We start from the raw sequence: 15,976 nt of genomic DNA, 5'->3' as shown, positions 1-15,976 counted from the left end.
TCCCTACCACTCATGGTCGGCGCCCTCACTGCTCGCGGTGGTACTTGCGCTTGTGCTTGGCGACGCTGGCGGGCGCTCCCCGGTAGCCAGGCCGGGTGGTGCACCCGTCGCACTCGATCCAGTCGGTCTTCTCCACAGCGTCCCCAGTGACCGAGTGCTGGGGGCCGTACCCGTGGGCGTGGAGGAAGTGGGGGACGCTGCCCTCGTACTTGAGGGCGATGAGCGCGGACTCGGCAACCTTGTCGTGGCCTTGGGCGAAGAACTTCCCGAGGCCGACCTCGCGCCCGCAGCCACACCAGCAGTTGCCGGTGGGTAGGAGGCGGGGCTTGTCGTTACTGGGCATGCACTCAAGGTAGCAAGCCTTAACAGCAAGTCAAGACTTAATGCCAAGACTTGAGGGGTCGAACATATGGCTCGCCTTCCATAACCCCACTCATGGAAGGTCGCCCAGTTGGGGCCTGGCGATCAATCAACTCGATGGTTGATAATGACAGTTATCCCATACAAGACTGGAGGCGGTATGTACGGCAGCGGGACCCACAAGGGGGAGCACTACTGGCTGCGAGACGGCGACGATTGGGGTTGGGAGAAGTGCGGGCACCCAGACTGCGATGCTCGACGGCACCGGCCACTCCGCAACGGAGGGGCAGACACAGACCGATCGGCCACCCAGTGCCCGAAGACCGCAAACGGGGAACATCAGTGGCAGCCGCTCTCCTTCGTCTTCGAGACACAGATGCTCGACGAATCCGGCCGCGTGGTGGTTCGCCAGCCCGATCTCGACAAGGGCCGCGTGTACGCGGCCTGCATGCCGTGTCGCTCCCACACCTACATCGAGACCGCCTGGGTCGGCTACTACCTGGGCTACCCCTATATGGAAGAGGAGCAGGAGCGGTACGCCCCTGAGTCCGGTGAGGACGAGGCTGCATGACCGCCTTCGTTCCGCGCCCACACCGCTGCACCGATCGGTGTCGTTGCCCAGTGCACAAGACGCCGCTGATCTACTGGCCTGGCGGCGACGACCACGCATGCCAAGACGCGGACTGCGAGTACGCGCAGGGCTTCAAGCCGGTCGAACCGACACCCGCCGGTCAAGCCGTGCTCGACACTCAGGCGATCCTGATGTGGCGACACCACCCTGACCTCAAGAGCCTGGGGCGTGAGGAGTGACTGATCCAGGCCGCGCAGAAGGTCGCCTTCACTGTCGGCCATCGTCCGCCGTCAACAGACTCTGAGACGCCCGCAACAGAACTCGACCTCGACAAGGAGAGGCCATGACTTTCGACGAAGCAAAGGCAGCCGAGATGGATCGTCTGCGCGAAGAGATGACCATCAAGCTGTGCTCGGGAGATCCGACGGATCAGGCCGACGCCTACACGGCACTCCAGGAGATCATCGGCAGCGATCCGCGCAACGATCCACAGGCCACCCAGTCTGTGTACGACCCCATCGCCTGGAAGACGTACAGTCGCGACGCAGCATGCCGATGCACCGCACCCGACCCCGCCGACTGCTCTCTGTCACACGGCACCGGAGCGTGGCTGTGCGTCTGCCACCGGCTCAGTGAGGTGACGATCGGTGGATGACCTGTCGAAGTGGTTGCGTACTCAGCTCGACGAGGAGGAGTGGCGGCCGTGACGGACCTCGTCCCGCGCCCGTCGGCGGAGATGTCGACCGACCGGCACGACCCCCGCGACGACTGGCCCGACGAAGCCCGCGCACTCGCCGACCACCTCGCTGGCATCTACGGCGACCGCGACCCGCTCCCCACCATCGCGGGCGGCTGGGTCGCCCGGCAGAAGTCCCGGCACACACGGCGCGCCTACGTCCGGACGTTCAAGGCGTGGGAAGAGTACGCCCGCAAGAGCAAGATCCACCCGCTCCAGGCGAAGCTGCCGCTCGCCGACGCCTACGCCAAACACCTCACCAAGACACCCACGAGGAGCGGCAAGCCGCCCGCCGAGACCACCCAGGCACAAGCCCTCGCCGCCGCAGGGAGCTTCTACACCTACGCCGCGCGCCTCAAGGCCGTCGACAGCGACCCGTTCGCCGCCGTCAACCGGCCCTACGTCGACCCCGACTACAGCCCCACCGAAGGCATGACCGAGGCCGAGACGATGCGGCTCATCGAGACCGCACGCGACTGGGCACCCCGCTCCTACGCCCTCGTCATGCTCCTCTACCTCACCGGCGCCCGCGTCGACGAACTCCTCTCCCTCAACGCCGACCAGCTCGGCTACGACCGAGGCCACCGCACCCTGCCGCTCACCCAGAAGGGCGGGAAGAAGCGACCCGCGCCCGTCCCGCCGCTGGCCCTCGACGCGCTCCTCGCCTACCTCGGCGACCGGGAGGACGGGCCGCTCTTCACCACCGAGGCCGGCCGCCGCTGGACCCAGCCCGAAGTCTGGAAGCACCTGCGCGTCCTCGCCCGCCGAGCCGGAATCCCACAGGCCGCCACGATCAAGCCCCACACGCTGCGGCACCAGTTCATCACCGACAACCTCGCCAACGGGGTGCCCTTGCAGGACGTCCAGGACGCCGTATCGCACTCCGACCCGCGCACCACCCAGCGGTACAACCGGCGCCGCCGACAGCTCGACAACCACCCCGCCTACGCCCTCGCATCGAAGCTCGCCGCGAGACTTCAGCCCGAAGAAGAGGAGAAGTGACCGTGGCCGACAAGTGGACCGATGCCGTCAGCGAGGACATCGGGCTATGACCGATCACGCCGAGCGCTGGAGCCGGGAAGCGGCCGACATCCGTGCCCGCTGGGAGCACGGGCATGACGAGCTGACGTCCGGCTGCGCCCTATGTAACGGGGAGTTCGAAGAGGTCATGCGGTGGACGCGAGCGAACCCGCTGTGCGCCGAGGACCCCCGCCAATAGTCCGGACGTTATGCGCTACCTCGCCCGATAGGGCGGCGCCCAACCCTTGCCTGTTGTGCAGCCCCAGGCGCACACTGACCGCGGCCCTCCCCGTCCAGGGACCCGCCCCGTCCTGAGCTGCGGACAGGACGGGGCGTTCCGCTGCCCGCCACTGTCGGCCCCTCGTGCGACACTGGTTGTGCGGGCTGACCCGGTCCCCTTGCCCGGTGTAGGTCTGCGATCAACGGCGGTACGGCACCCATGGGGTGTCGCCCGATCGGCCGTCGAGCTGGAGTCGCGACCCAGCAATCGCCTTGCGCCCGTCCTCCGAGGTTGAGGACGGGCGCTCGTGCTGTCGGCCCTATGCGCCTACCACGTCCCGCTTCCGTGCCCCGTCTGCGTGCGCCTTGCCCATGAGCGATCCTTCTTCTTGCTCGTAGTGGGAGAGGGCGAGGCCGAGACCGAAGAAGGTGGGTGCCCATTCGCCGACGAAGATGCCCCACCGGTCGGCACGGTCGAGGCCTCTGCCGGGCTCGGCGCGGAGCGAGGCAGCCCAGGTGAACATGGACAGGCCGATGGAGGCGACAGCAGCGGTGTAGGCGTGCTCCGAGCGCAGGCCGATATCGTGCAGCTTCTTGATCACGACGATGCTCCTTCGGGAGGCCCCCCTCAGGTCCACCCTCGTGTGCCCACGCTTCAGCGAGTGACGCAGGACGGCTCAGGTATCCTCGCCGCGCGCTCGCTTGGCGGCCCGCACGGACTCCTCCAGCGCGGCCATGAGGTCGACTGCGGGCGCCGGCTCGGGTCGCACCGCGAGTTCGCCGCCGGATGCTTTGGCATCGACCAAGCTGTTGAGGGCTGCCGTGTACTCGTCGTGCAGTTCTTCGATGTCGACTCCAGCGAGCGCATCCATGAGCACCTCGGCCATGGCGAGCTCCCGGTCGGTGAGCGGCGTGGGGGAGGAAAGGTCACCAGGGTCGCGTACCTCCTCCGGCCAGAGGAGGGTCTGTAGGAGCAGCATGCCGTGCCGCGGCCGGAGCGCGGCGAGACGCTCCCTGCTGCGGATGGCGACTTTGCAGATGGCGAGCCTGCCGCTGCGGGAGAGGGCTTCTACCAGCAGGGCGTATGGGCGTTGGGCTCCGGCGCCGGTGGCGCCGATCCAGTAGGGCCGGGAGTAGAGGATCGGGTCGACCTCCTCGGTGCCGACGAAGCCCAAGACCTCGATGACATGCTTGGTGGGCAGCGGCAGGGCTTCGAGGTCGGTGTCGCGGAGGATGACCTGGCGTCCGTCGGGGGCTTCCCAGGCTCTGGCGATATCGGCCTGCTGAACCTCGATTCCTTCGAGTTCGCAGACGCGCCGGTGTCGGATGCGGCCTCCGCAGGCGGCGTGCACGGTGTGGAGTCCGGGGCCGTGTTCTTCGGTGGCAGCAAAGAGCTGGCAGGGCAGGGCTACGAGGCCAAAGCTCACGGTTCCGCTCCAGATGGCCCGCATGCTCCGACGGTAAGGCGGCCGTGGTGTGGGTCGCCCCTGGGCAGCCCCCATCCGGGTATTCGAACTAGAATCCGATTTATGGATGCGGAGGAGGAGTGGCGGTCGAAGGCCGGGCCGTGGGCGCGGGCGGCGCTCCCCGATGGTCAGGGGCTGGACGTGATCGTCACCGGCTGGACCCGCACCCCGGATGGCGAATGGTGGTGCGAGGCCGAGGCGATCCTTCCCGCTCGCTTCGAGGACGCTGACGGCCGCAGCCGCCCGACCGGGGCCCCGACCGCGATCACCCTGGCCGCCGACCGGGTAACCCCGATCCCCGGGGAGGACTACAGCGCGGTGCCCAGGGATGGAGCGATCTCGGGCAGGCAGTGGGTGATCGAAAAGCTCCACCAGTACGCCGAGGAGGATCCGTCTCGCCGCCTGCACCGCCGGGACTGCTGGCAGGTCAGAGGCGAGCATGAGCGCATCACGACCGAGGATGCTGTGGAGCGGCTCGCCCGCGAGACTGTCGTGCGGTGCGACGTGTGCCGACCCGATAAGGCCCTGCGCCGCTGACTGCCGTGCCACACTGGTTCTGGCCCTCGCCGCATCCCCCGTCGGCGGGGGCCACTTCGCGCCCCGGGCGTTGTCGGTACCCCCACGTACCCTTGAAGCATCTATCCGATTTACTGCGTGGGCTGCGCAGCTACTCGGATGCGAACCGCCCCGTCGACCCGGCGGGGCGGCGGCATGTCAGCTCCCGGTCTCCGGGTGCCGGGCGGCCTTCTTCACCTTCGCCTCGAGCTCATGCCGGTTGCCGTCACCCGCAGCCTCGGTGATGGCGGCCTGCACGGTCTCGGCCGCTGTCCGCGCCGTCCAGGCCCTGAAGCTTGGCGTGCTCGGCGTCGGAGGCCCGCTGCAATTCGATCAATCTGTCGATATCACTCACGGCCGGATCTTAAGCCGCCGCAGTGACATCGCCCCGCTGAGCTGCCGCCCACGCCACCACCAGCCGCGCATACTCCGCCCGCTCAGCCTCGAACAGGGGCCGCCCTGCCCGCTCCGCCATGAACCGGCGGATCGCCTCATTCGCCGCAGCAGCAGGCGCGGAAGGCAGGGGAGTAGGGGTCTCGGGCATGCGAACAAGACTACGGGCCGGGTGTGACAGCGGGCCCCGTATTCAGGCGTCCGGCTCGGGCTCCGCGATGAAGGTGCCCTTCGCGGGCAGGGTCAGCACCAGCCCTCGCTCCCGCAGTTCCTGCACCGCGCGTCGCACCGTGCCGACCGCCACCCCATACTCCTCGGCCAGATCCCGCTCACCAGCCAGCCGCGCACCCGGCCGCAGCCGACCAGACTCGATCTGCGCAGCGATGCGATCAGCCACCTGCACATACACATACACAGGCGCCGTGGGGTCGATAGGCGACTCGTCCATGCCAGCAACGTAGAACGCCGCTGAGCTGCACAGACGTATGGAGAGCGGCCTACTGCACCATACTGCTCCATATAGCGGTAGCTTATGGACCCCCGCGACCGTGCGACCGGCCCGGGGGCATGGCCCACCTGGAGAGAGCAGGCAGACATGACGGAGCCTACGACCGGACCACGCCACCACAGCAGCCCCCGAGCCGAATCCGTAGCCGCCCGACTAGCCGCACTCACCGGAACCACGCCGCGGGTCACAGTGGACGGCCCGCGCACCCGCATCGAGGCCGACCTCCCACCCCAGCTCACCAACGCCGAATGCCGCATCCTGTACCTCGCACTCGCCGACACCGACCACTGCGGCATCAGCCGAAACGGATGCGCATGGGCCGAATTCGTTGAGCTCCCCGACCCGGGCCGGCTCAGCCCCGAGCAGCGCGCCGGCGATGCTTGCGCCATCTGCGGGCTCACGCTCTATGCCTGCCGCTTCCTCGGTGCGGTCGACGGATGCCGACTGTGGGCCTGTTCGCCTGCCTGTCCGACCGCACCTCTGGCCAGGGGTTAAACAACCCGTGACAGGTTCGTGGGGGATGCATTTATCTAGCGCAACCCTCTTCCCTGGCGACATCTACCCGAGTTGACTATGGCGTCAACAAGGCGGCGCCGCGCGGCGCGAACGCCCCCACCAGTCCTGCCCGGAACCTACATGCGCAGGCGCCAACGATCCGCAGGAAGGACCAGGTCAGATGCCTCAACCGGGTGGCCATCTGCGGCATACCGGATGCGCTGAAGCAGGAACGCCGCGGCACCAGCAGCAAGGCCCGTCAACTCGGCCTCCGCGGCGGTGACCGCATGCGACTGGACCTCGCACCGGTAGAAGGCGTGCGCTCGGCGCCGGCCCCGCCGCCACGTCGTGCACAGACCCACGGTGACACCGCTGCCGTCGACCATCTCGACCGCCGTGCAGGACACGCGGGTTCCGGGGGGAACGCCGAGGCGGACGGCCAGGTCGACGTCTGTCATCGGCCGGCTCTCGGCCCGCTTCGCATCCTGATGGGCGGGCCAGTCGACGTCCGCCGACACGAGGGTGCGCACAGGCGGAGGGTAGGCGACTGTGGGCCGGGTGCGGCGGACCCCTTCGAGGAGTCCTTCGCGCCGCAGTTGGGCGATGGCGTGCTCGACGACGCCGCGGCCAACGTGGTACTCGGTCTGGAGTTGGGCGTGCGAGGGGATGCGGTAGCCGGGCGGCCAGTCGCCGTTCTGGATGAGGCTCCGGAGGTGGGCGGCGAGCCGCTGATACGGCGCACCAGCCATTTAGCAGGCCCCCAACAGCGGACGATCATGAAGGTGTCACGCTAGAGAGGGGTCGAAAATCTTCCGGCCGGAAGATACGGTCACGATGGCTGGTGAGGATGAAACCCTGCGTCACCTTTGGTGGTGCCGCGGCAGGGTTGGGGTTAGGGTGCCCAGAAAATCGCACACGCGTTCACCTGAATGGGTGAACGTGGACTGTCGATGATGAGGGCCGGGGAACGTGGGTACGGGCATTAGTGCCGCCTCCCCACGCTTGAGCGACCCGGCCGGGGACGGGATGCCAGGGGTGGCACGTCCCCCCGGCCGGGTCAGGCGCCGCCTCGCACCTCGAGGGTGCGAGGCGGTTGCCGCAATGAACGGTAGCCCTTCAGGTCGCAGCGCGGGGAGTGCCCGGGGAGCCGCTGGGGAGAACCGGGGGAGTTCGAGCACGAAACCCAGCGAAACTCGACGACACCCACAGACACCAAAAGTGCAGGTCAGCGGCAACGCCACATACGACGACCGAGGCAGAAACCCCCGGGAGACAGAACCCGGCGTACAGGCCGACTCGTCCGCCGCTAGGGGTCTCTGATCAGGGAAATTGCTGGTCAGGGGCCTTTTTTCATGGAAACGTGAGCTTGTTCAGACCCCGGTCCGTACCGGTTCAAACGGGGTCGCGCGGCTACGTACGTAGCCATGAAAGTAGCCACGGGACACGGGACCGGAGTTCAGCGGGCGCGGGGTCTGACCTGCGGGGTGGCCTTCTGGCCTGGGCCGTCTGGGTGCCTCGCCGCAGTGCCCGAGCACGCGATGCAGTCGTTGCTGCCTTGTACCTCTCCGATAGCTCTGCTCAGTGGAGGGGGATGCCGACGCGAGTGAGGGGGCAGCCGGTGGGCCGAGAAACGGGAGCGGGGCTGAGGCCGGTCTCGGCCTCAGCCCCGCTGAGATTCAGCCCCGCGCCCTTGGGGGGCGAGGACGGAAGTAGATCATCATGCCGCGCGTACGACGGACAGCTTCGGCCGCGCCGTCAGGCCGGCGGCTACCGCCCCGTGCGTGTCGGCGTGGTCCTTCAGAAGGTGGCTGTACGTGCGCCGAAGCTCGTCGACGGAGTCGCCCACCCACGCGGCCACAGTGTGCTCCGGAATCCCGTTCTGGAGGCACGTGGAGATGAAGGTGTGTCGAAGGTCGTGGAAGGTCGGAAGGTTCCCATCCTCGTCCTTGATGCCCAGCTTCAGCAGCGTGGGCTTCCACAGGTCGTCGTTGAAGTAGTTCCGGCACATCAGGTTGTTGCGCGGTGTCCAGAAGAGTGCTCGTGCCGAGCCGCGCCTACAGTCGTCGATCTTCTTCCTGTGCTCCCATAACACGGTCTCCGTGGCCCGAGGTGGGAAGCGCTCCATATGCTCCCCAGCGGCCTCAATGAGGTACGGAGGCATCGGCACATCCTTCGAGTTGATGCGAGGGCTCGTCTTCAGGCGGTCCACCAGGAGGCGCTTGTAGCGAGTCTCCTTGGTCTTGAGCACCTGTCGGTGCAGAGTGAGCAGGCTTCGGGCCCAGTCGAGGACGTCGTCGCATACACCGAACGCCTCTGCCTGCCGACTGCCGCAGGCGAAACCGAACATGGGGATGAGGCGGTAACGCTCAGGGAACGCGTCGTAGATCGCCCAGCACTCGTCCGGGCTGAAGACGTACGACGGCGATTCGCCTACGTAGGGCCCGTCGACCTCGTAGGTCGGGTTGGAGCTGATCTTCCCGTTCTGAAGGGCGTCCTTCATGACCATCTGGAAGACCTTCCAGTGGCCCTCTCCAGTGGAGTTGGCGACACTCTCGTCGTTCTCAATCTCCTGCACCCAGGCTTCGACCTGGGCCTTCTTGATGGCTCTGAGACGTTGTCTCCCCCAGCGAGGATTGAGATGCACGCGGATGGCTATCTCGTACTTCTCCAGGCTGGAGTCTTTTACTCGGCGCCTGCTGAGCCAGTCAGCCGCCCACTGCCGGAAGGTGAGGTTCGCTTCGACGGGCTCGGGGGCTGCGCCGGGAGCCATTCCGTCCAGAACCGCCTGCGCCTGGGCCTGAGTGATGCCGACGGAATCGGGAATCGTGGCGCGCGTTCGCTTGCCCTCGCTGTTCGTGAGGTTGTAGCTCCAACTGTGGTTACATCCGTCCTTTTTGGGCCTGTTCTGGTCGGAGCAGTCGCACCGCTTGTAGACAGTGGGCTTGCGTGCCACGGGACGCCTCTCGCGATCTTGGTTGATTCTCAGGTGACTCCCTGGCCAGGGGAGTTGGACTCTACGTAGGCGCAGCCATGACTGGTCAAGCAGTCGGGCGAGGGGTGGAACGGTCGGTGCTGCATCCCCTATTCGCGGCTATGACACTCCCGTCGGTGTGCGGAATTCACTCCGTACGCGCGTCGAGCCATGCCTCGAAATCGCGCTCCCGGACGCGAAGGATGCGATCACTGATGCGCACGACGGGGATTTCCCAGTTCCGATAGTTATCGAGAACGGTGCGCTTTGTGAGTTCCATCCGCTCGGCAATTGTCTCGAAACTCAGCAATGCATTGGAACCGCCGCGAGGCATAGTCGTCCTTTCTCGTCCGCAGATGTTCCCCGGCGGACCGATCCGGCCGGATGGAGCCGGTTGCGTTCAGCCCGGCACCGACAAGTACGTGAATCAGCGGAATCTGTTACACCCGCGGGAAGTCCAACGTGTCCGCCGACGTCGCTACGGGGTGTGACGGAAGCGTTGGAGGCGGTCGGTCGGGCCGGTGGCGGACACCTCGGATGCTGTCGACCTTCATCGGTGATCTTGGGCGCGCCGGGTGCCGTGTTCGCTGTCGAATCACCGGCAGGCAACGGTTCGCGTGTGGAGCCCGCGGCGTGCTGGTCGCTACCGCTCGGGCTCTGCGGAACGCTGGATCGTGCGGCGCGGACCGGGGTGGACGCGCATGACCTGCTGGGCCGTTCCTTTTCCGCGCGTGCGCAGTACGCCGCGGCGTCGGCCTGCGCGCATGACGCTGAGGGCGGTGTCCTTGTCGATCTTGGCTCGCCGAGCGACCGCGTCGATGGAGATCCACTTGTCGAACGGCAGGAGCATGAGGGTGCGGTCGGTGGCGGTCATGAACGGGGGCGGCATAGCCGCGGTCCTTTCGCTTCGGGTCTAGGCCGTGCCGGGTTGCTCTCCCGGCCTGCGTCGGCACCATATACCACAGTGTGCGTCGCAAGGTATCGCTAACCTGTTCGGCGCATTTCGTAAGAGGTCGGTTATGCTGCCTCAGCGTCGCACCGGAAGGTAGTCCTCCTCCTGTGGGGGAGCAGTGGAGGGTGAACCCGAGGGCGGCGTTGCAGGGGGTCAGTGCAGCATCGGTTCTTGGGGGGCATCACGCCGTGACCGACATTCTGGAATCCCTGGCCAGACGCGCCGCAGCAGGCGGGGAGGACGGGGCCGACGCCATCGCGGCGTTATACGACGAGCTGAACGGCACCGTGTACCACTGGGTGCGGCGTTACGTCCGCGACGGGCACGTCGCGGAGGACCTGAGCCAGGAAGTCTGGCTGAAGGTCGCCCGGAACATCAGCAAGTACCGGCCAGGCACGAACCTGCTGGGCTGGCTACGCACGATCACCAGAAACACCACGCTCGACTACCTACGCTCCGTGCAGCGGCGCCCCTCGGAAGTGCTGTACGCCGATCACCTCGAGCTCGACCGGCCGCGCGTCGACCAGAGCCCGGAGGATTACGCCGAAAGGCGTGCACTGGCCCAAGCCGTCGCATCCCACATGCATAAGCTGCGACCCCAGCAGCAGCAGGTTCTGATCCTGCGCTTCTTCGACGGACTAAGTTCGGGGCGCATCGCACTGATCATGGGGAAGACGGAGGGCGCTGTCCGTACATTGACGGTACGGTCGCTGCGCAAGCTCGCCGAGGTCATGCCGGCTGGGGAGTCGTCTTCCCAGCTGGTTGAGGAGCTTCTGACGGCGGCAGCGGGCAGAAACAGAGTTGTCGGTACACGGGTTGAGACACGAGAGGCGATGGCGCATGTCGCGACGCGCTGAGCAGAGCGAGCGCCTGGAGCGGGCGCTTGACGGCGGGCCCATCCCTCACGATGAGGAGACTCGCCAGATGCTGGCCGCCGCGGGCGCGCTGAGCCCCGGCTACCGACGTAATCCTGCGACGGTGCGCGCCACCAGGGATGCGATGCTCCGCGAGTATGCGCGTGCCCAGACTCCCCAGGAGGCCCGCGAGGACGCCGGAACCGGCGACGGCCTTGAAGAGCCGGAGATCCACCGTGCGGAGATCGAGATGCCCGACGGCGGCCACCTCGTCCTCACAGATATCGAGGACATCACGCCCGAGCGCGCCGAGCAGACGGCTGCCCGCATCGCGCGCATCCTTCAGAGCAAGGAAAGAGATCGGCAGAGTTGAGCAGCGCGATACCCCTCGTGCGAGGAGAGCGGTCGTGACCTCGTCCGTGCCGCCGGTTCAGATTCACGTCCTCAATCCGGACGATGAAGATGACGTACAGCTCACTGACGTGGGCGTGGTCACCATGAACGGTGAGCGGCACCTGTTTCTGACCCCGCAGAGCTTCGACTCCGCAGTGCGCCAGGTCAGCTCTGCCATGCCGGACCTACCGCTGGAGCAGGTCGAGCGGATGGTGCGCGAGTGCGGTCAGTTCGAAGACTTCGACGAGCTGCTGGCCCCGTTCGAGCCCGCTCCGCCTGTGGACGTCCGGCTACCCTCGGCCGAGCCGTCCGAGCTGGCGCGCCCACGCGGCCGCGCCAAGAGGTGGGTCATCGCTGCGGCGCTGCTGCCCGCGCTCGCCGGGTCCTGGGCGCTGGGGCACTTCACCAGCAGCGGCACAGTCGGTACGGCGGCCAGCACCCCGGACACAAGCTCGAGCTCCACCGGGACGAAGACGGCGGAGCCGTTTGACGATCCCAAGTTCATGGACTTTTCGACCGCTGGGAAGATTGACTGCAACCCGATCGACAACTTAGAGGCGGAGTGCACCGACGCCGACGGGATGGTGATGTCCACCAAGGCCGCCACCGGCCCGGACAGCACCATCTTTACCTTCTCGTACGGCTCGGAGCGGCTTGGGCTGCGGATCTTCACAGACACCGAATACGCGGGCACGTGGACGAAGCAAGACGGATCTCAGGAGCTGTACCCCAACTTGGTCCGTGTGGGCCGGTACGTGCTCTGGGGCACGGACGAGGAGCGGCTGAAGGAGTACCTGAAGCTGCTGCGCTCCGGGCCGAAGAAAGTGCCGTCCGTCGCGCCCCCCATGGACGTCGCCGAGCCACTGCCACCCCGGCTGGCCGCACTCACCCTGGGCACCCTGGGCCTGGGCGAACAGGATGTGCACACGATCCTGTCCGCACCGCAGGACGTCCCGATCGATACCCCCCTGCTGATGGCCGCCCAAGCAGTGCTCGGCGTGACTCATCACTCTCCCCCTGGCATGAGTGTGGGGGAGGACGACATCGTGGCGCTCGCTGCGGGGATCGAACCGTCTGGGGTGGTAACGGCGCCAGACCCGAGCACGAACACGCCCGTGGTGCCGGTCGTCGACCCTGCGGCCTCGGGGCCGACTCCCACAAGCAGTGGCGTGTCCGGGTCTACGCAGGAGACCACAACGCCCAGAACCGATCCAACGTCGGCCCCGAAGCCAATCGAGACGACGCAGACGCAGGAGCCGGACGAGGGGACGCCCACGCCGGGCTCGACCTCGTCGCCCAGCAAGGGTACGCCGCCCGAGCCGGAGCAGGCGCCTACGCCCCCTGCCGACCCGACACCATCGGATACCGAGACGCTGCCGCAGCAGCAGGAGCCTGCACCAACTGACCCACGGCCCTTTGCCGGGAGTGACGGCGAAACCACCCAGCAGCCGGTCATGTCCGACCCGGGCACGACGGATACCTCCGTGGCGGCCACCGCAGGAGACACGGACAGTGAACGGCTGGCGTTGCCGCAAGCCGGGAACGCCCCGGCCGAGTAGAACATCAACGCGCCGCGTGGAGGACTCGTCCACCGCGCGGCGCGTCGCAGGTGCCGCCTCGGCTTAGAACGGCGGCTGAGGGCCCGCCCACTGGGCATCGGCCACCGGACGGCCCGCAGGCGCGGCCGCGCGCTGAGCGCCGGTCTTGGTGACCTTCGCCGTCGCGGTCTTCAAGCTCACGCCGACGTCCTCGACATCGAGTTCGAACACGGTGCGTCTGATGCCCTCCGGGTCATCGTAGGAGCGCTGCTTCAGGCGTCCTTGCACGATGACGCGGGTGCCGCGGGTCAGCGACTCGGCGACGTTCTCCGCCGCCTGGCGCCACACTGCGCACGTCAGGAACAGGCTCTCGCCGTCCTTCCATTCGTTCGTCCGCCGATCGAAGGTGCGCGGAGTCGAGGCCACGCGGAACTTGGCCACCGCGGCGCCCGAGGGGGTGAAGCGAAGTTCGGGGTCGTCGACCAGGTTGCCGGTCAAGGTGATGACGGTTTCGCCTGCCACAGGAGCGGCCCTTTCGGGACTGGGCCGGCCCGCGCGAGGCGGGCCGACCGGGGGCGGTCAGGAGAATGCGATCCGCCAGGTCAGCGGACCGGGCAGGCCGTCCGCGTCGCCCTTCAGCTCCTTGTGGGCAAGCTGTAGATCCCGCGTGTTCAGCCGGTCGGCATCGGCCCACTCCTCCGACGGGCCGACGCGGTAGTGCTTGCCGAATCCCTTCTTGACGAGCTGCTGCCCCCACTGCTGCACATACCGGTTCTTCTTACCGGGGCCGAACTTGTCCCGGCCGGGGAACGGCGGCGGAGTCGGCTTCGGCTTCGGCTTGTCGTCGGCGGGCTCGTCGTCCTTCGACGGGGCCCGGCCAGCGGCCCACGTCTTCATCGCGGCCCGGCTGGCGAACTTCGCGACGTTCGTGTCCTGCGGCTTATCGGTGTACTGGTGGATGAGCCACTTCGCCTCGATGCGGGGCTTGCCTGCCGGGACGTAGTCGGCGATCCATAGGCCGTCCCCCGCGTACGAGGTCGTGTCCCGGTTCAGCCAGAAATCGCGGTTCACATACAAGATCACCTTGTGTGTGGGGCGGAGATTCTTCACCGCGCGGATGAACCGGTCCTTCTCCGCGCACGACGCGCGGGTGCCGGAGCTGGTGTTCTCCCAGTCGACGGCGAGCACGTCTCCCTCGTGGGACGCGCACTTCTCGACGAAGTAGCGGGCCTGTTCTTCAATGTTGCCCGGCCACAGGAAGTGGTAGAAGCCGACGACGCACCCGGCGTCGCGGGCATGCGCGGCCTGGGCGGACTGCCGGGGGTTGACGTACGAGCGGCCCTCAGTCGCCTTGACGAAGACGAAGTCGATGCTCTTGGTGCTGAACGTCGCGCTCTGGTACGCGCTGACGTCGATGCCCTTGATGGTCACGGTACTGCCTCCTCCGATGCGAATGGAGACGGCACCGTGACTGGTGCGGGGGGTTAGTGTCGCGTGCTGCCATCCGCGGGCTTTGGCGGACTCGGCCGTGACGGGCGGGAACACGATGGGGCCATGGATGCGCTGGGCATGGGCACCACCATGACGGCGTTCAGCCTTCGACTACCTCGGCCTCGACGAGGCTGCCGTCCTCAAGTTCTGGCGGATCGGGGTACTGCACGGCGAACAGGGTCTTGTTCAGCCGCTCGGCGAGCGCGCCGAGGTCGATGCGTTCCTCTTGCGCGGGTTCGCCTCTGTCCACGCCGGTGATCTCGATCGCGAGCGCGGCGTCTTTGCCGTAGTGGTTGCGGTGTTGCCGCTCCAGATACCAGGCGTCGGCGCGCCAGTCCGGGGCCGTGCGGTCCTCGGTGACCTCCTCGACGATCTGGCCGGTCTCCGGGTCACGGAACTTCCTCGTCGTGACCTTGGTGACGATTCCGCCGTCAGCGACGCGCCTCACATTAGCCATAGCTCGGGCTGCGGCCATGGCACGGGCGGTGCGGACCTTCGAGAAGAGCTCGACATAGGGGTCCTCGTCACGGTTCGGAACCTGACCATCCTCGCGCGCGGCGACTTCGGCACGGCCACGCGCCATCCACCGACGGTAGGTCGCGCTGGAGATGCCAGCCGCCTCGGCAGCGAGTTCGACGGCAATGCCGATGCGCGAGGCAGCGATGATGCGGGCCTCGACGTCTTCGGAAAGCAGGGTGGGGCGGCCCGCCTTCGAGCGGTGGGGCTTGCGGCGCGCGGACATGGGGCGGCTCCTCAGCGGTTGGGCGTAAACGCGTGGCCGCAGGCTGGGCAGGTGGTCAGCGGGGCGCGTCCATCGTCGGGGCTGAGCCTCTTCTCTCTCCCCAAACCGTCTCCGCCGTCGTCCGGATGGTGCAGCACGGCCTGGTCCTCGTTGATGGCGCCGGGCAGGGTCTCCGGGTCAACTCGGCGCAGCAGGCTTTCAAGTTCGTCTTCGGGGATCGCGAGCGAGTCGAACAGCTCGGCGTCGGCGGTCACGATGTCTTCGAGGTACGCGGCGAGGGCCCGAGGTCGCCAACCGCCGTCTGCCCCGATCTTGTTGAGCTTGATGTTCAGCGCCTTGGCCTCGGCGTCGGATCGGGAAGCCCAGCCCCGCTGGACGGGGACGAGCCATCCGCCATCGTTGTCCAGGAGCAGACCGGTGGGCAGGCGTTCCCCACGGGTCTGCATCTCTATCAGGGCCTCGCGGCGGCCGTGTCCCCCCAGAATGGTGCCAGTGCGCTCGTCAGCAATGGGTTGGTCGACGAAGCCGTGCGTATGGATGCTCTCGATGATCCGTTCGACCTCGTGCTTCTTGGGATTGCCGGGCGCGGGGGCGAGGTCAGTCAGGGGCACGTAGGTGGTGTAGCGAGGCGCGGGCACGGTCTCAGTCACGGCGATCCTTCCGGCGGTTCAGAATGCCGACGGCGAGCGCGGTCTGCGAGCCCGCGGACTTC

Annotated in this window: 21 protein-coding genes and 2 pseudogenes; 9 read left to right on the top strand and 14 right to left on the bottom strand. The window is 67.3% G+C overall.

The genetic code is table 11. The annotated features are described in order from the left end of the window. Positions 1-25 precede the first annotated feature (25 nt). Complete coding sequence (locus ACT2CW_RS42190; RefSeq protein WP_445520406.1) at positions 26-343, bottom strand: hypothetical protein; 318 nt, start codon at positions 341-343, stop codon at positions 26-28. Between the two features lie 393 nt (positions 344-736). Between ACT2CW_RS42190 and ACT2CW_RS42185 the strand changes: the two genes are divergently transcribed. From ACT2CW_RS42185 to ACT2CW_RS42170, 4 genes are all read left to right on the top strand, one after another. Beyond that, positions 737-931 carry a hypothetical protein gene (locus tag ACT2CW_RS42185; protein WP_445520405.1) on the top strand — a complete coding sequence of 65 codons (195 nt, stop codon included), beginning with the start codon at positions 737-739 and terminating at the stop codon, positions 929-931. A 50-nt stretch (positions 932-981) separates the two neighbouring features. Further along, on the top strand, positions 982-1,170 hold the full coding sequence (locus tag ACT2CW_RS42180; RefSeq protein ID WP_445520404.1) for a hypothetical protein: 189 nt from the start codon (positions 982-984) through the stop codon (positions 1,168-1,170). Positions 1,171-1,274: 104 nt separating this feature from the next. Beyond that, positions 1,275-1,586, top strand: coding sequence for a hypothetical protein (locus tag ACT2CW_RS42175; protein WP_445520403.1), 312 nt, complete (start codon positions 1,275-1,277; stop codon positions 1,584-1,586). Between the two features lie 48 nt (positions 1,587-1,634). Then, positions 1,635-2,669, top strand: coding sequence for a tyrosine-type recombinase/integrase (locus ACT2CW_RS42170; RefSeq protein ID WP_445520402.1), 1,035 nt, complete (start codon positions 1,635-1,637; stop codon positions 2,667-2,669). Positions 2,670-3,226: 557 nt separating this feature from the next. Here the strand turns inward: ACT2CW_RS42170 and ACT2CW_RS42165 are convergent. Together ACT2CW_RS42165 and ku are read right to left on the bottom strand one after the other, a co-directional pair. Beyond that, positions 3,227-3,508, bottom strand: a complete 282-nt coding sequence (locus ACT2CW_RS42165; RefSeq protein WP_445520401.1) for a hypothetical protein — start codon at positions 3,506-3,508, stop codon at positions 3,227-3,229. Between the two features lie 75 nt (positions 3,509-3,583). Then, positions 3,584-4,357 carry a non-homologous end joining protein Ku gene (gene ku, locus ACT2CW_RS42160; protein WP_445520400.1) on the bottom strand — a complete coding sequence of 258 codons (774 nt, stop codon included), beginning with the start codon at positions 4,355-4,357 and terminating at the stop codon, positions 3,584-3,586. 78 nt (positions 4,358-4,435) lie between these two features. Between ku and ACT2CW_RS42155 the strand changes: the two genes are divergently transcribed. Beyond that, positions 4,436-4,909: a DUF6233 domain-containing protein gene (locus ACT2CW_RS42155; protein ID WP_445520399.1), complete on the top strand. Its 474-nt coding sequence runs from the start codon at positions 4,436-4,438 to the stop codon at positions 4,907-4,909. Between the two features lie 244 nt (positions 4,910-5,153). Here ACT2CW_RS42155 and ACT2CW_RS42150 read toward each other — a convergent pair whose 3' ends face one another. Together ACT2CW_RS42150 and ACT2CW_RS42145 are read right to left on the bottom strand one after the other, a co-directional pair. Beyond that, positions 5,154-5,282 (bottom strand): hypothetical protein, encoded by a 129-nt coding sequence (locus ACT2CW_RS42150; RefSeq protein ID WP_445520398.1) that lies wholly within the window; start codon positions 5,280-5,282, stop codon positions 5,154-5,156. Positions 5,283-5,513: 231 nt separating this feature from the next. Beyond that, positions 5,514-5,768, bottom strand: a complete 255-nt coding sequence (locus ACT2CW_RS42145) for a GntR family transcriptional regulator (RefSeq protein WP_445520397.1) — start codon at positions 5,766-5,768, stop codon at positions 5,514-5,516. Positions 5,769-5,915: 147 nt separating this feature from the next. Between ACT2CW_RS42145 and ACT2CW_RS42140 the strand changes: the two genes are divergently transcribed. Then, complete coding sequence (locus tag ACT2CW_RS42140; protein WP_445520396.1) at positions 5,916-6,323, top strand: hypothetical protein; 408 nt, start codon at positions 5,916-5,918, stop codon at positions 6,321-6,323. A 137-nt stretch (positions 6,324-6,460) separates the two neighbouring features. Here ACT2CW_RS42140 and ACT2CW_RS42135 read toward each other — a convergent pair whose 3' ends face one another. The 4 genes from ACT2CW_RS42135 to ACT2CW_RS42120 all read right to left on the bottom strand — a co-directional run bounded on the left by ACT2CW_RS42135 (position 6,461) and on the right by ACT2CW_RS42120 (position 10,168). Beyond that, the gene (locus tag ACT2CW_RS42135) at positions 6,461-7,072 is read right to left on the bottom strand and encodes a GntR family transcriptional regulator (RefSeq protein WP_445520395.1); all 612 of its coding nucleotides are present in this window, start codon (positions 7,070-7,072) and stop codon (positions 6,461-6,463) included. Between the two features lie 968 nt (positions 7,073-8,040). After that, the gene (locus tag ACT2CW_RS42130) at positions 8,041-9,276 is read right to left on the bottom strand and encodes a tyrosine-type recombinase/integrase (protein WP_445520394.1); all 1,236 of its coding nucleotides are present in this window, start codon (positions 9,274-9,276) and stop codon (positions 8,041-8,043) included. Positions 9,277-9,442: 166 nt separating this feature from the next. Beyond that, positions 9,443-9,628 (bottom strand): helix-turn-helix domain-containing protein, encoded by a 186-nt coding sequence (locus ACT2CW_RS42125; protein WP_164431055.1) that lies wholly within the window; start codon positions 9,626-9,628, stop codon positions 9,443-9,445. Between the two features lie 309 nt (positions 9,629-9,937). Continuing rightward, positions 9,938-10,168 (bottom strand): hypothetical protein, encoded by a 231-nt coding sequence (locus ACT2CW_RS42120; RefSeq protein WP_445520393.1) that lies wholly within the window; start codon positions 10,166-10,168, stop codon positions 9,938-9,940. 266 nt (positions 10,169-10,434) lie between these two features. On the opposite strand from ACT2CW_RS42120, the gene ACT2CW_RS42115 reads away from it, so the two are divergent. The 3 genes from ACT2CW_RS42115 (at position 10,435) to ACT2CW_RS42105 (ending at position 13,052) form a co-directional block, all read left to right on the top strand. Continuing rightward, a complete protein-coding gene (locus tag ACT2CW_RS42115) occupies positions 10,435-11,103 on the top strand; it encodes an RNA polymerase sigma factor (RefSeq protein WP_445520392.1) in 669 nt (222 codons plus the stop codon). A 67-nt stretch (positions 11,104-11,170) separates the two neighbouring features. Then, entirely contained in the window at positions 11,171-11,473 is a 303-nt protein-coding gene (locus ACT2CW_RS42110) for a hypothetical protein (RefSeq protein WP_445520391.1), read from the top strand. A gap of 34 nt (positions 11,474-11,507) precedes the next feature. Continuing rightward, positions 11,508-13,052: a hypothetical protein gene (locus tag ACT2CW_RS42105; protein ID WP_445520390.1), complete on the top strand. Its 1,545-nt coding sequence runs from the start codon at positions 11,508-11,510 to the stop codon at positions 13,050-13,052. 81 nt (positions 13,053-13,133) lie between these two features. On the opposite strand, the pseudogene ACT2CW_RS42100 reads toward ACT2CW_RS42105, so the two are convergent. The 5 genes and pseudogenes from ACT2CW_RS42100 to ACT2CW_RS42080 form a co-directional block, all read right to left on the bottom strand. Then, positions 13,134-13,553 (bottom strand): annotated as a pseudogene (locus tag ACT2CW_RS42100) (single-stranded DNA-binding protein); the annotation flags it as partial. A gap of 57 nt (positions 13,554-13,610) precedes the next feature. Continuing rightward, positions 13,611-13,928 (bottom strand): peptidoglycan-binding protein, encoded by a 318-nt coding sequence (locus ACT2CW_RS42095; protein ID WP_445520537.1) that lies wholly within the window; start codon positions 13,926-13,928, stop codon positions 13,611-13,613. Next, a pseudogene (locus tag ACT2CW_RS42090) lies at positions 13,914-14,456 on the bottom strand (GH25 family lysozyme); the annotation flags it as partial. The pseudogene ACT2CW_RS42090 and the gene ACT2CW_RS42095, both read right to left, overlap by 15 nt. A gap of 166 nt (positions 14,457-14,622) precedes the next feature. Continuing rightward, positions 14,623-15,264 (bottom strand): hypothetical protein, encoded by a 642-nt coding sequence (locus ACT2CW_RS42085; protein WP_445520389.1) that lies wholly within the window; start codon positions 15,262-15,264, stop codon positions 14,623-14,625. 11 nt (positions 15,265-15,275) lie between these two features. After that, positions 15,276-15,914 carry a ParB N-terminal domain-containing protein gene (locus ACT2CW_RS42080; protein WP_445520388.1) on the bottom strand — a complete coding sequence of 213 codons (639 nt, stop codon included), beginning with the start codon at positions 15,912-15,914 and terminating at the stop codon, positions 15,276-15,278. Positions 15,915-15,976 lie beyond the last annotated feature (62 nt).

It is taken from the genome of Streptomyces sp. NEAU-174 (genome assembly GCF_052665095.1).
Note: the sequence above shows the minus strand (reverse complement) of the source record. Positions and strands in the feature narration are given on the sequence as shown.

What these genes read in the sequence shown, in the direction of transcription:
- ACT2CW_RS42190 (WP_445520406.1), bottom strand. Translation starts at nt 343, where the DNA reads ATGCCCAGTAACGACAAGCCCCGCCTCCTACCCACCGGCAACTGCTGG.
- ACT2CW_RS42185 (WP_445520405.1), top strand. Translation starts at nt 737, where the DNA reads ATGCTCGACGAATCCGGCCGCGTGGTGGTTCGCCAGCCCGATCTCGAC.
- ACT2CW_RS42175 (WP_445520403.1), top strand. Translation starts at nt 1,275, where the DNA reads ATGACTTTCGACGAAGCAAAGGCAGCCGAGATGGATCGTCTGCGCGAA.
- ku (WP_445520400.1), bottom strand. Translation starts at nt 4,357, where the DNA reads ATGCGGGCCATCTGGAGCGGAACCGTGAGCTTTGGCCTCGTAGCCCTG.
- ACT2CW_RS42155 (WP_445520399.1), top strand. Translation starts at nt 4,436, where the DNA reads ATGGATGCGGAGGAGGAGTGGCGGTCGAAGGCCGGGCCGTGGGCGCGG.
- ACT2CW_RS42145 (WP_445520397.1), bottom strand. Translation starts at nt 5,768, where the DNA reads ATGGACGAGTCGCCTATCGACCCCACGGCGCCTGTGTATGTGTATGTG.
- ACT2CW_RS42140 (WP_445520396.1), top strand. Translation starts at nt 5,916, where the DNA reads ATGACGGAGCCTACGACCGGACCACGCCACCACAGCAGCCCCCGAGCC.
- ACT2CW_RS42135 (WP_445520395.1), bottom strand. Translation starts at nt 7,072, where the DNA reads ATGGCTGGTGCGCCGTATCAGCGGCTCGCCGCCCACCTCCGGAGCCTC.
- ACT2CW_RS42125 (WP_164431055.1), bottom strand. Translation starts at nt 9,628, where the DNA reads ATGCCTCGCGGCGGTTCCAATGCATTGCTGAGTTTCGAGACAATTGCC.
- ACT2CW_RS42120 (WP_445520393.1), bottom strand. Translation starts at nt 10,168, where the DNA reads ATGACCGCCACCGACCGCACCCTCATGCTCCTGCCGTTCGACAAGTGG.
- ACT2CW_RS42110 (WP_445520391.1), top strand. Translation starts at nt 11,171, where the DNA reads ATGCTGGCCGCCGCGGGCGCGCTGAGCCCCGGCTACCGACGTAATCCT.
- ACT2CW_RS42095 (WP_445520537.1), bottom strand. Translation starts at nt 13,928, where the DNA reads ATGAAGACGTGGGCCGCTGGCCGGGCCCCGTCGAAGGACGACGAGCCC.
- ACT2CW_RS42085 (WP_445520389.1), bottom strand. Translation starts at nt 15,264, where the DNA reads ATGTCCGCGCGCCGCAAGCCCCACCGCTCGAAGGCGGGCCGCCCCACC.